Below are 12,084 nucleotides of genomic sequence, written 5' to 3' on the forward strand. Positions count from 1 at the left end.
TTTAAAGTGTTGTTTACGGTTGGCGATCGCGCAAATGCGCGCTGAAAGCCGCCGCGTCCATAAACCCGGTTACACGCTGCCCTGGCTGTTCTTCACCCTGTTGATTGAAGAACAGAATGGTCGGCAGCCCGAGCACGTTAAGTTGCTTCAGCAGGGCTTTATCCTGCGCATTGTTGGCGGTCACGTTTGCCTGAAGCAGAACGGTCCCGTTTAGCGCACCTTGCACCTGCGGGTCGCTAAAGGTGTACTTTTCAAACTCTTTGCAGGCAACGCACCAGTCTGCGTAGAGATCGAGCATCACCGGTTTGCCGCGCGCCTGGGCCAGAGCCTGGTTAAGATCATCCACGTTCTTGATCTGGATGAAATTCAGATGCGCCTGGTTCTGAGCCACTGGCGTGCCAAATGCCCAATCCTGAAGTGGACGCACGCTCACCAGCGCAGCGGCGAGCAGGACGATTTGTACCAGACGCATCCACGCGCTTTTTGCCCCCAGACTGACGATAAACGCCCAGGAGAAGAACGCTACGCCGAGCATCGCCCACAGGCGCATCCCCCAGACGTCACCGACAATACGCTCCAGCAGGAAGACCGGCAGCGCCAGAATGACAAAGCCAAACGCGGTTTTCACCGTCTCCATCCACGGCCCGCTCTTCGGCAGCAGGCGGTTGCCAAATACCGTGACCAGGATCAGCGGTAGACCCATCCCAAGCGCGTAAAGGTACAACGTACCGCCGCCAAGCCACATATTACCGCTCTGGGCGATATAGAGCAGAATCGCGCTAAGCGGAGCAGTGGTGCAGGGGGAGCAAATCAGCCCGGCGATAGCTCCCATCGCAAACACGCCACCTGCTGAACCCCCCTGTTGGCGGTTGCTGAGCAGCGTTAAGCGGGTTTGCAGGGAAGACGGCAGTTGCAGGGTGAACAGGCCAAACATCGACAAGGCCAGCAGGATAAACATCACCGACAGGCCGATAAGGACATAAGGGTGCTGAAGAGCTGCCTGGAACTGCAAGCCAGCCGCCGCAACCACGAGGCCGAGTGCCGTATAGGTTAACGCCATTCCCTGCACGTAAATAAAGGCAAGCAGTAGCGCGCGGGCGGTGCTAAGACGCTGTTTTCCGCCCAGCACTATCCCGGAGATCAACGGGTACATCGGCAGTACGCATGGCGTGAAGGCGATGCCGATACCAATCAGCAAGGCCCAGAGCGCGGAGAAAGGGAGGTCTGACGCAGGCTCACCTTCACGCTTGACCTCTGCAGGAAGAGGAGCAACGTTGGCGGCAGATGCTTTAACTTCACTAAGCGGAACGATCCTCGTTTCTGGGGGATAGCAGAAGCCTGCATCGGCACAGCCCTGGTAAGTGACGGTGAGCGTAGCGCCTTTGTCTGCCTGTTGCACCGTTACGGGCACGCTTAAGTGCTGGCGATAAATCTCGCTTTTGCCGTAAAACTCATCCTCGTGCCATTCGCCCGCAGGCAGTTGCAGCGCGCCCACGCTTGCCTGAGCGGGTGTGATACTGACCTGCTTACGATACAGGTAATAGCCCTCTTTCACCTGCCAGGTGAGGTTGAGGTCATGCTGGTTTTGCTGGAAATCGAAAACAAATGCCTGATCGGCAGGAATAAAGTTCGAACGGCCGGGCGCGTCAAACAACCCGGCAAAGACTGACGTGCTGCACAGCAGCAGGATCAGCGTAAGGAAACGTTGAGCCATGAGAGATAATCGTTATCACCGTGGAGCACTGGCAATACCAGCAGTTCCGGAGTTTGGTAAGGATGATGAGATTTGAGGCAGTCAAGAAGCGCCTGCTGGTTTGCCGGGTTGGTTTTGAGCAACATCTGGACTTCATACTCCTGCTCCAGTTTGCCTTCCCAGTAATAGAGGGAGGTCGCTCCGGGGAGGAGGGTTACACAGGCAGCCAGTTTTTCGGCCAATACTTTGGCGGCGAGATCCTGGGCGGAAGCTTCATCAGGGGCGGTACACAATACGACAACAGCATCAGGCGTGTTCACAAGTCGACCTCCTCATCACGAAAGTGGTCACTATATCACGCAAGGCGATTGGTCATTAATGAAACGGGCCGCAGAGCGGCCCGATTTTAACTATTTTTACAACCCGAAACGGTTTACAGCACGACGCCGCCGATGATAAAGCCGAGGATCACGCACAGCGTAATCGCGACCACACCCGGGATCAGGAACGCATGGTTAAACACATACTTACCGATGCGGGTTGAACCGGTGTCATCCATTTCAACCGCCGCCAGCAGGGTTGGATAAGTGGGCAGAACGAACAGGGCAGAAACGGCAGCAAACGAGGCAATGGCCGTCAGTGGCGTTACGCCCAGCATCAGAGCCGCAGGCATCAGCGCCTTGGTCGTGGCAGCCTGAGAATAAAGCAGGGTAGCGGCAAAGAACAGTACCACCGCCAGCAGCCATGGGTAGTTGTGCAGCAGGTCACCCGCAACGGTCTGGATATCGCTGATGTGCGCTTTTACGAAGGTATCACCGAGCCATGCCACACCCAGCACGCACACGCAGGCGCTCATACCGGATTTAAAGGTGCTGGCATTCAGCACTTCGCTGGTATCGATTTTACAGGTGATGCTGATCAGGGTTGCGATGGTCAGCATGAATACCACAATCGCTTCGTTACGCGGCAGAACCGGGTTCTGGATGAGGCCTACTGTGTCACTGATGGCCGTCGCGTAGAACATCACCGCCACGATACCGATCAGGAACAGCACCACGGAGCGTTTCGCATGCGGCTTCAGTTTGAAGACCTGGCTACCGCGCAAGCTCACTTCGCCCTTGGCCAGACGTTCCTGATAAACCGGATCGTCTTTCAGTTCAGCGCCGAGGAAGTTACACAGCACGGCGGTGATCATGACTGCAATCAACGTTACCGGAATACAGATCGCCAGCAGCGTCAGATAGCTCACACCCATGGGTTCCAGGATACCGGCGAAGAACACCACTGCCGCGGAGATAGGCGAGGCGGTAATCGCAATCTGGGAGGCCACCACCGCAATAGAGAGCGGGCGAGATGGACGGATACCCTGTTCTTTCGCCACTTCGGTAATCACCGGCAGCGTGGAAAAGGCAGTGTGACCGGTACCGGCGAGAATGGTCATGAACCAGGTCACCAGCGGGGCAAGGAAGGTAATGTATTTAGGATGACGGCGCAGCATACGCTCCGCCAGACTCACCAGGTAGTCCATACCGCCAGCCACCTGCATGGCGGCGATAGCGGCAATAACTGCCATGATGATTTCGATAACGTCAAACGGGATTGCGCCGGGTTTAATCTGAAAGATAAGGGTAAGAACGAGCACCCCGAGACCGCCGGCAAAACCGATGCCGATACCCCCGAGTCTTGCTCCCAAATAAATCGCCAACAGGACGATGACGAGTTCTGCTCCAAACATAAGGACCTGCCTTGCTTATTAACAAGTTGATATTGAATTGTTGTATTTTGGTAACGCCTAAAAAGAAAAAAGGCACGTCACAAGTGACGTGCCTTTCGGAAGCTTAGCCTGAACGGTTACTGTTCGCTTTCATCGGTGTATCGTTTCGCTTTATATGCCGGGTGCATCAGGTTCTGGGCGGAGAAGATATCGTCCAGCTCGGCTTCGGTCAACAGTCCGCGCTCCAGTACGACTTCACGCACGCTCTTACCGGTTTCGGCGCAAATCTTACCGACGATGTCGCCGTTATGGTGGCCGATGAACGGGTTAAGGTAGGTGACGATCCCGATGGAGTTGTACACGTAACCTTCGCAGACTTCTTTATTCGCGGTAATGCCGTTGATGCATTTTTCCAGCAGGTTATAGCAGGCGTTAGTCAGGATATGGATAGATTCGAACATCGCCTGGCCAATCACGGGCTCCATGACGTTCAGCTGCAGCTGACCGGCTTCAGAGGCCATGGTTACGGTCGTATCGTTACCAATAACCTTGAAGCAAACCTGGTTCACCACTTCTGGCACTACCGGGTTCACTTTCGCTGGCATGATGGACGAACCGGCCTGCAGTTCTGGCAGGTTGATTTCGTTCAGGCCAGCGCGTGGGCCGGAAGAGAGCAGGCGCAGGTCATTACAGATTTTGGACAGTTTCACCGCCAGACGTTTCAGGGCGCTGTGTACCATGACGTAGGCGCCGCAGTCGGAGGTGGCTTCAATCAGATCTTCTGCAGGTACGACCGGCAGGTTAGAGACTTCAGCCAGTTTCTGAACCGCCAGCTGCTGATAGCCATCCGGGGTGTTCAGACGCGTACCGATGGCGGTGGCACCCAGGTTCACTTCCAGCAGCAGCTCGGAAGTGCGCAGCAGGTTTTTGGTTTCTTCATTCAGCAGCACGTTAAACGCGTGGAATTCCTGACCGAGGGTCATTGGTACCGCGTCCTGCAGCTGGGTTCGCCCCATTTTCAGAATGTCCTGGAACTCAACCGCTTTGCGCTGGAAACCGTCGCCCAGCTGGTTGATGGCGTCGACCAGTTTCACAACGGAGGCATAAACCGCGATGCGGAAGCCGGTTGGGTAGGCGTCGTTAGTGGACTGACATTTGTTGACGTGATCGTTCGGGTTCAGGTACTGGTATTCACCTTTCTGGTGGCCCATCAGCTCCAGGCCGATATTTGCCAGTACTTCGTTGGTGTTCATGTTGACGGAGGTGCCCGCGCCGCCCTGATAGACGTCAACCGGGAACTGGTCCATGCATTTGCCGTTGTTCAGCACTTCATCGCAGGCCGCGATAATCGCATTTGCCGCGCTTTTAGGAATGGTTTGCAGCTCTTTGTTTGCCAGCGCTGCCGCTTTCTTCACCATCACCATGCCACGGACAAACTCAGGAATGTCGCTGATTTTGCTGTTGCTGATGTAGAAGTTTTCAATCGCTCTCAGAGTGTGGACACCGTAGTAGGCATCCGCTGGAACTTCCCTGGTACCCAACAAGTCTTCTTCGATACGAATGTTGTTTAACATGTGAACCTTCTTTTCAAGCTGCCGATGGATTGTACTAAACACACAGTATTTATGTGGTTTTGAATATTTTCTGACCGACGATTATTCCCTCAATCGGCCAATTGCTCGAGATCATATGCTGATGATAGCGAATTGCCGTAAGCTGGATCACTTATTATCGACCCGATTCCATGATAATTATTAATCTGTGAAATGGGTCACCGCTTTAATATTTCCAAAAAAAATATCCGTGCAAACCGATTGAATTTTAGCTAACCGTCCTCATCTCTTACAGACGCGTGTCGCGAACACATTCAGACAGGGGCCAAAAGGCACCTGCCACACAGGAGATGCCAGTGCGCTGGATACCGTTTATTGCTTTCTTTCTCTATGTTTACATTGAGATTTCGATTTTTATCCAGGTCGCCCATGTGCTGGGCGTCCTGCTGACGCTGATTCTGGTGATTTTCACCTCCGTCATCGGCATGTCGCTGGTGCGTAATCAGGGTTTCAAAAATTTCCTGTTAATGCAGCAGAAGATGGCCGCAGGCGAGAGCCCGGCGGCCGAGATGATCAAAAGCGTATCGCTGATTATTGCCGGTCTGCTGCTGATCCTGCCGGGCTTCTTCACCGACTTCCTCGGTCTGCTGCTGCTGTTGCCGCCGGTGCAAAAACACCTGACTATGAAGCTGCTGCCGCATCTGCGCTTTAGCCGGATGCCGGGTGGCGGGTTCAGCACCGGCCCGGGTGATACGTTTGAAGGGGAATACCAGCGTAAGGATGACCAACACGACCGTTTGGATCATAAAGACGATCGGTAATGTCTTTGCCCGGTGACGCTTCGCTTACCGGGCGCTACTACAGCGCCACCCACAGCCCTGCCAGCATGACGACGGCGTACATACTCTTCCATCCCACCATCATCAGCAACAGCAGGCAAAGCACTCCCCCGACAACGGCCAGTGCTTTATAGCGACCCTTCAACAGACGACAACCCGCCAGCATGCACAGCAGGTAGATCATAATAAATATGCCGTTGGCATAAATGATCAGTGCATCCAGATTGATCTTAAGCGCGTAAATACACAACGTGCTCACAACGCAACTTCCCAGCACGAGATTCAGCGCATTCAACGGCAGCTGACGCTTAGACAACTGCGCAAGACGGCTCTGCGGTTTATTGCGCGCCTGAGACCACACCAGCCGCGCAAAGCTCTGGATGTAAATATTGAGGCTGGCAAAACAGGCCAGATAGCCAATCACACAGGCCACCCACAGCGCTTTTACGCCAAACAGCTGTACCACGATACCCGGCAGCGAAGCGGCGGCTGCTTTATCTGCGCCAAAGGCGTCGAAGTGCAGCACCAGCACAGTACAGGCCCAGTAAACCGTGCCTGCGACCAACAGGCCAATCATCAGGGCTCGCGGAAAATCGCGCTCGGGATGCTTAAACTCCGACGCCAGATGGGCGAACGCTTCCAGACCGACAAAACACCAGAACATGACTGACAGCGCAGCGAAGAGCTGCGCATGATTGATATCGGTGATGGCCGGGAAGGGGATCTCCTCGACGCGAATATCACCCGCCCACCAGATAGCGGTGATGAGCGCGACAATCAGCACCGCGACGATCGTCTGCAGGTTAGCGCTGGAACTGGCCCCGCGTGAGCCCACCCACCAGACGATAGCCAGCGTACCCAGCTCAGCCAGCAGCAGTGCTTCGTCATGCCAGCCGAAGAGCGCTTGCCCAAAGCCGGTTGCGATATGTAGCGCCGCAGGCAGACCAACCGGAATGACGGAAAGGAACAGCCAGCCGGTGACGCGCTCCAGTCGTGGGCCAAACGCCATGCCGACAAAGTGCGCCACGCCGCCCGCGCTGGGAAAATGCCTTCCCAGAATGGCGAACACGATCGCAACCGGGAACACCAGCACAATCAGCACCGGCCACGCCCACAGGCTGTTATTTCCGGCAACCAGCGCCGCCAGTGCGGGCACCGCAAACACCCCTGTTCCTAACAAGGAGGTTGAGAGCAGGCCTACCCCCTGCGCCAGCCCCAACTCCTGCTTGAGTCCACTCATTGACATCGTCCCGCCACCATTCAAAGAGAGCCGATGGTAACACTTTCGCAAATTTTTTTTCGACTCCCCCTTGAAGGGGTAAAAAGCTATCCCCATCTCTCAGGGCACTAGCCGGAAAACCGTGTGCGGCCCGGCGTCATCCATAACTGATAATGACTTTCTCAAAGGAGAGCTATCAATGAGTATTCGTCCGTTACATGATCGTGTGATCGTCAAACGTAAAGAAGTTGAAACCAAGTCTGCTGGCGGTATCGTTCTGACGGGTTCTGCAGCAGCAAAATCAACGCGTGGCGAAATCATCGCTGTCGGTAAGGGCCGCATCCTGGAAAACGGAACTGTGCAGCCGCTGGACGTTAAAGTTGGTGACATCGTCATTTTCAACGATGGCTACGGCGTGAAATCCGAGAAGATCGACAATGAAGAAGTGTTGATCATGTCCGAGAGCGACATTCTGGCAATTGTTGAAGCGTAATTAACGCACGAAACTGTACGAATTTGAGGAAATAAGAACATGGCAGCTAAAGACGTAAAATTCGGTAACGACGCTCGTGTAAAAATGCTCCGCGGCGTAAACGTACTGGCAGACGCAGTGAAAGTCACCCTGGGCCCGAAAGGCCGTAACGTAGTGCTGGATAAATCCTTCGGCGCGCCAACCATCACCAAAGATGGTGTTTCCGTTGCACGTGAAATCGAGCTGGAAGACAAGTTCGAAAATATGGGCGCGCAGATGGTGAAAGAAGTGGCCTCTAAAGCGAACGACGCTGCAGGCGACGGTACCACCACCGCGACCGTACTGGCGCAGGCAATCATCACTGAAGGTCTGAAAGCCGTTGCTGCGGGCATGAACCCAATGGATCTGAAACGTGGTATCGACAAAGCTGTCGCGTCCGCTGTTGAAGAACTGAAAGCGCTGTCCGTACCATGCTCTGACTCTAAAGCGATTGCTCAGGTAGGTACCATCTCCGCTAACTCCGACGAAACCGTAGGTAAACTGATCGCTGAAGCGATGGACAAAGTCGGTAAAGAAGGCGTGATCACCGTTGAAGACGGTACCGGTCTGGAAGACGAACTGGACGTGGTTGAAGGTATGCAGTTCGACCGCGGTTACCTGTCCCCATACTTCATCAACAAGCCAGAAACTGGCGCTGTTGAACTGGAAAGCCCGTTCATCCTGCTGGCTGATAAGAAAGTCTCCAACATCCGCGAAATGCTGCCAGTGCTGGAAGCCGTTGCGAAAGCAGGCAAGCCACTGGTTATCATCGCTGAAGACGTTGAAGGCGAAGCGCTGGCGACCCTGGTGGTTAACACCATGCGTGGCATCGTGAAAGTGGCTGCGGTTAAAGCACCTGGCTTCGGCGACCGTCGTAAAGCTATGCTGCAGGACATCGCTACCCTGACCGGTGGTACTGTAATCTCTGAAGAGATCGGTATGGAGCTGGAAAAAGCGACCCTGGAAGACCTGGGCCAGGCGAAACGTGTTGTGATCAACAAAGACACCACCACCATCATCGATGGCGTGGGTGAAGAGTCCGCTATTCAGGGCCGTGTTGCTCAGATCCGTAAGCAAATTGAAGAAGCAACGTCTGATTACGACCGTGAAAAACTGCAGGAGCGCGTAGCGAAACTGGCAGGCGGCGTTGCGGTAATCAAAGTCGGTGCGGCTACCGAAGTTGAAATGAAAGAGAAAAAAGCACGCGTTGACGATGCCCTGCACGCGACCCGTGCTGCGGTAGAAGAAGGCGTGGTTGCTGGTGGTGGTGTTGCGCTGGTGCGTGTTGCCGCCAAACTGGCTGGCCTGTCCGGTCAGAACGAAGACCAGAACGTGGGTATCAAAGTTGCGCTGCGCGCGATGGAAGCGCCTCTGCGTCAGATCGTTTCCAACGCCGGTGAAGAGCCATCTGTTGTTACCAACAACGTGAAAGCGGGCGAAGGTAACTACGGTTACAACGCGGCAACTGAAGAATACGGCAACATGATCGACTTCGGTATCCTGGATCCAACTAAAGTGACCCGTTCTGCTCTGCAGTATGCGGCATCGGTAGCTGGCCTGATGATCACTACCGAGTGCATGGTGACCGACCTGCCTAAAGGCGACGCGCCTGACTTAGGTGCTGCTGGTGGTATGGGCGGCATGGGTGGTATGGGCGGCATGATGTAATTGCCCCCTTCGCCCGGCAGCCATCAGGCGTTGGGCGCTACCTCTTAATAAAAAACCCCGGGCATCGCTGTCCGGGGTTTTTTGTTTTAGAACAGCAGTTGCATGACCCACATAGAGAGCAGAGCGTTAATTACGCAGACGCCAATAATATGCGGATAGTATTTAGGGTTTACCCCTGCCGTGGCTTTGTTGAATAAATCAGATTTCGGGTAAGTCTCCCCCGTAGCGGGTTGTGTTTTCAGGCAATACGCACGCTTTCAGGTATACCTGCTTTCGTCATTTTGTTCAGCGCTCGTACCAGGGCCATAGCCTCCGCAACCTGACCATCGTAGTCACGCAGCGTCAGTGAACCCCCGAACAGCTGTTTTACCCGGTACATCGCCGTTTCCGCTATCGAGCGACGGTTGTAATCTGTTGTCCATTTCCACCGCGCATTACTCCCGGTCATTCGCTGATTAGCCACTGCACGGTTACGGTCTGCATATTCACCGGGCCAGTAACCCGCACCTTTTCGGGGAGGGATAAGCGCGCTGATTTTCTTACGCCGCAGTTCATCGTGACATAGCCGGGTATCGTAAGCGCCATCGGCGGCGGCTGACCTGATTTTCCGGTGGGTTTGCCGGATTAACCCGGGGAAGGCCTCTGAGTCCGTAACGTTGTTCAGCGACAGGTCAGCGCAGATGATTTCATGTGTTTTACTGTCAACGGCGAGATGCAGCTTACGCCAGATACGGCGGCGTTCCTGGCCATGCTTTTTGACTTTCCACTCGCCTTCACCGAAGACCTTCAGCCCGGTGGAATCAATTACCAGGTGTGCGATTTCACCCCGGGTGGGCGTTTTGAAACTGACATTAACCGACTTTGCCCGCCTGCTGACACAGCTGTAATCCGGGCAGCGTAGCGGAACGTTCATCAGAGAAAAAATGGAATCAATAAAGCCCTGCGCAGCCCGCAGGGTCAGCCTGAATACGCGTTTAATGACCAGCACAGTAGTGATGGCAAGGTCAGAATAGCGCTGAGGTCTGCCTCGTGAAGAAGGTGTTGCTGACTCATACCAGGCCTGAATAGCTTCATCATCCAGCCAGAAAGTTATGGAGCCACGGTTGATGAGGGCTTTATTGTAGGTGGGCCAGTTGGTGATTTTGAACTTTTGCTTTGCCACGGAACGGTCTGCGTTGTCGGGAAGATACGTGATCTGATCCTTCAACTCAGCAAAAGTTCGATTTATTCAACAAAGCCCCCTGCCGTACCGAGACAGCGGCCGGTGTTTTGCACCGGATTACCCATCAGATAGATAGCCGGAAGCAGTACGGTGGCGTCATGCCCGCTGAGCGACCCTGCCACCACCAGGCTTGCGCAGACGCCCACGCCGCCGCCCATGCTCATCACCGACGCCAGCAACACGGTGGCGGCTTCTCCGGGCAGCCCCCACAGCGCCATAATCGGCTCGCAAACGCGGCCAACGATATCCAGCAATCCTGTTACCTTCAGCGCCTGGATGATCACAAAGGCCATTACGACGTTTGGCAGCAGGCTGGTAGTGGCGATGGTAAAGCCACGGCGAGCGCCGTCGATAAAGAGATCCATCAGGTTTTTACGCACTTCGGCGGTCATCTTCTCTCTCCTTGATCTGACGGGTTTCCATGTGCGCAATCCATGCTCTGAGAAAATTGGCACCTATAAATTTAAAGACCAGAATCACTGCCAGCGGGGTGATAACCGGTACGGTGATGCTGGTAAACAGCGCCGCGCCGGACGAGAAGTAATTGGTGATAATTGCGCTACCGCTGGTCTGAAAGGTGGCGAAAATCGCTCGTTCCCTGTCGCTGATAACGCCTTCATCGGCGAGCTCTTTGGTCATACCTGCAGCCGCATCGGTGTTTTGCAAATTGGCGATAAGCGCCAGAGAACAAATACCTGGAATGCCCAGCAACGGTTTCAAAACGGGCGTCATCAATTGCTGTGCCGCCCGCAGCCCGCCCAGCCCTTCGGTCACTGAAATGATGCCCAGCGACAAAATAACAGACGGTGCAAGTTCCAGCGCAAACAGAAAGCCATCTTTTGCGCCGGTACCGCCTGTGCCGCGAAAAGAGACGCTTGCGGCGCCTTCGCCGTTAACCTGACCAAATGTGCCGTTCAGCACGGTGAAATCAAAGACTCGCCACCATTCGGTGGCTTTGGCGAAAAAGCCAGAAAAGAAAATGATGGTTAGAAAGAAAGCGAGATACCCTACCCACGTCACTTTCCCCTGATTCGGGGATACTTCACTCATGTTGCCTCCTGTTTTTATGTTTCCCTGTCACCACACGCGCAAAAAATAAGCCGGTGGCCTGTCACTAAAAACGAAAAAGCATAAAAAAACGATATCCGCGGGGTGATTATCAGAATTCATTTAGGGGAGGCGAAGGCACCATTCGTGCTTGATATCTCGCAGAAACGCACGGAGGTTTTTCTTTTGGTCATCTTTTTAGTATAAGGTTTACACACGGACAACTACTGTCCAGCTTATTGAAAACGAGGAATAACATGCGCGTAAAAGTCTGTGCAGGGATTGTAGGAGCAGCATTGCTGCTGGCGGGTTGTAGCTCCAGCAATGAGCTGACTGCAGCGGGTCAGGGCGTTCGCTTTGTGGAAGATAAGCCGGGTAACGAGTGCCAGTTTTTAGGCACGGCAACCGGTGAGCAAAGCAACTGGATGTCGGGTCAGCACGGCGAAGAGGGCGGCTCTATGCGTGGCGCGGCTAATGCCTTGCGTAACCAGGCCGCGGCGATGGGTGGCAACGTGATTTACGGAGTAAGCAGCCCGACGCAGGGAATGTTATCCAGCTTCGTGCCAACCGCCAGCCAAATGAATGGCCAGGTCTATAAGTGCCCGAACTGATTGCCTT

At 54.4% G+C, this 12,084-nt stretch carries 11 protein-coding genes and 2 pseudogenes; 4 read left to right on the forward strand and 9 right to left on the reverse strand.

The window, feature by feature from the left end; translation table 11 throughout:
- Nucleotides 1-13: 13 nt before the first annotated feature.
- The 4 genes from ECL_RS02545 to aspA all read right to left on the reverse strand — a co-directional run bounded on the left by ECL_RS02545 (nt 14) and on the right by aspA (nt 4,981).
- Nucleotides 14-1,714, reverse strand: coding sequence for a protein-disulfide reductase DsbD (locus ECL_RS02545; RefSeq protein ID WP_013095255.1), 1,701 nt, complete (start codon nt 1,712-1,714; stop codon nt 14-16).
- Nucleotides 1,690-2,013 (reverse strand): divalent cation tolerance protein CutA, encoded by a 324-nt coding sequence (cutA, locus tag ECL_RS02550; RefSeq protein WP_013095256.1) that lies wholly within the window; start codon nt 2,011-2,013, stop codon nt 1,690-1,692. The genes ECL_RS02545 and cutA overlap by 25 nt, the downstream gene beginning before the upstream one ends.
- Before the next feature lie 113 nt (nt 2,014-2,126).
- Nucleotides 2,127-3,428 carry an anaerobic C4-dicarboxylate transporter gene (locus tag ECL_RS02555; protein WP_013095257.1) on the reverse strand — a complete coding sequence of 434 codons (1,302 nt, stop codon included), beginning with the start codon at nt 3,426-3,428 and terminating at the stop codon, nt 2,127-2,129.
- 116 nt (nt 3,429-3,544) lie between these two features.
- The gene (aspA, locus tag ECL_RS02560) at nt 3,545-4,981 is read right to left on the reverse strand and encodes an aspartate ammonia-lyase (RefSeq protein ID WP_003855923.1); all 1,437 of its coding nucleotides are present in this window, start codon (nt 4,979-4,981) and stop codon (nt 3,545-3,547) included.
- Between the two features lie 335 nt (nt 4,982-5,316).
- Between aspA and ECL_RS02565 the strand changes: the two genes are divergently transcribed.
- The gene (locus ECL_RS02565) at nt 5,317-5,781 is read left to right on the forward strand and encodes an FxsA family protein (RefSeq protein ID WP_013095258.1); all 465 of its coding nucleotides are present in this window, start codon (nt 5,317-5,319) and stop codon (nt 5,779-5,781) included.
- Nucleotides 5,782-5,818: 37 nt separating this feature from the next.
- On the opposite strand, the gene yjeH is transcribed toward ECL_RS02565, so the two are convergent.
- Nucleotides 5,819-7,039: an L-methionine/branched-chain amino acid transporter gene (gene yjeH / locus ECL_RS02570; RefSeq protein ID WP_044158944.1), complete on the reverse strand. Its 1,221-nt coding sequence runs from the start codon at nt 7,037-7,039 to the stop codon at nt 5,819-5,821.
- Nucleotides 7,040-7,217: 178 nt separating this feature from the next.
- Here yjeH and ECL_RS02575 point away from each other — a divergent pair, with 178 nt between their 5' ends.
- Entirely contained in the window at nt 7,218-7,511 is a 294-nt protein-coding gene (locus ECL_RS02575) for a co-chaperone GroES (RefSeq protein ID WP_003855929.1), read from the forward strand.
- Nucleotides 7,512-7,550: 39 nt separating this feature from the next.
- Nucleotides 7,551-9,197 (forward strand): chaperonin GroEL, encoded by a 1,647-nt coding sequence (groL, locus tag ECL_RS02580; protein ID WP_013095260.1) that lies wholly within the window; start codon nt 7,551-7,553, stop codon nt 9,195-9,197.
- An 86-nt stretch (nt 9,198-9,283) separates the two neighbouring features.
- Here groL and ECL_RS27620 read toward each other — a convergent pair.
- The 4 genes and pseudogenes from ECL_RS27620 to ECL_RS02595 form a co-directional block, all read right to left on the reverse strand.
- Nucleotides 9,284-9,379: pseudogene (locus ECL_RS27620) on the reverse strand (hypothetical protein); the annotation flags it as partial.
- A 56-nt stretch (nt 9,380-9,435) separates the two neighbouring features.
- Nucleotides 9,436-10,404, reverse strand: coding sequence for an IS5-like element IS903B family transposase (locus tag ECL_RS02585; RefSeq protein WP_013087110.1), 969 nt, complete (start codon nt 10,402-10,404; stop codon nt 9,436-9,438).
- A gap of 35 nt (nt 10,405-10,439) precedes the next feature.
- A pseudogene (locus ECL_RS02590) lies at nt 10,440-10,811 on the reverse strand (YjiG family protein); the annotation flags it as partial.
- Nucleotides 10,792-11,469 carry a nucleoside recognition domain-containing protein gene (locus ECL_RS02595; protein WP_013095262.1) on the reverse strand — a complete coding sequence of 226 codons (678 nt, stop codon included), beginning with the start codon at nt 11,467-11,469 and terminating at the stop codon, nt 10,792-10,794. The pseudogene ECL_RS02590 and the gene ECL_RS02595, both read right to left, overlap by 20 nt.
- Nucleotides 11,470-11,723: 254 nt before the next feature.
- Between ECL_RS02595 and ECL_RS02600 the strand changes: the two genes are divergently transcribed.
- The gene (locus ECL_RS02600) at nt 11,724-12,077 is read left to right on the forward strand and encodes a DUF4156 domain-containing protein (protein WP_013095263.1); all 354 of its coding nucleotides are present in this window, start codon (nt 11,724-11,726) and stop codon (nt 12,075-12,077) included.
- Nucleotides 12,078-12,084 lie beyond the last annotated feature (7 nt).

The sequence above is a fragment of the Enterobacter cloacae subsp. cloacae ATCC 13047 genome (genome assembly GCF_000025565.1).
Lineage (GTDB): Bacteria > Pseudomonadota > Gammaproteobacteria > Enterobacterales > Enterobacteriaceae > Enterobacter > Enterobacter cloacae.

What these genes read in the sequence shown, in the direction of transcription:
- ECL_RS02545 (WP_013095255.1), bottom strand. Translation starts at nt 1,714, where the DNA reads ATGGCTCAACGTTTCCTTACGCTGATCCTGCTGCTGTGCAGCACGTCA.
- ECL_RS02555 (WP_013095257.1), bottom strand. Translation starts at nt 3,428, where the DNA reads ATGTTTGGAGCAGAACTCGTCATCGTCCTGTTGGCGATTTATTTGGGA.
- aspA (WP_003855923.1), bottom strand. Translation starts at nt 4,981, where the DNA reads ATGTTAAACAACATTCGTATCGAAGAAGACTTGTTGGGTACCAGGGAA.
- yjeH (WP_044158944.1), bottom strand. Translation starts at nt 7,039, where the DNA reads ATGAGTGGACTCAAGCAGGAGTTGGGGCTGGCGCAGGGGGTAGGCCTG.
- ECL_RS02575 (WP_003855929.1), top strand. Translation starts at nt 7,218, where the DNA reads ATGAGTATTCGTCCGTTACATGATCGTGTGATCGTCAAACGTAAAGAA.
- groL (WP_013095260.1), top strand. Translation starts at nt 7,551, where the DNA reads ATGGCAGCTAAAGACGTAAAATTCGGTAACGACGCTCGTGTAAAAATG.
- ECL_RS02595 (WP_013095262.1), bottom strand. Translation starts at nt 11,469, where the DNA reads ATGAGTGAAGTATCCCCGAATCAGGGGAAAGTGACGTGGGTAGGGTAT.
- ECL_RS02600 (WP_013095263.1), top strand. Translation starts at nt 11,724, where the DNA reads ATGCGCGTAAAAGTCTGTGCAGGGATTGTAGGAGCAGCATTGCTGCTG.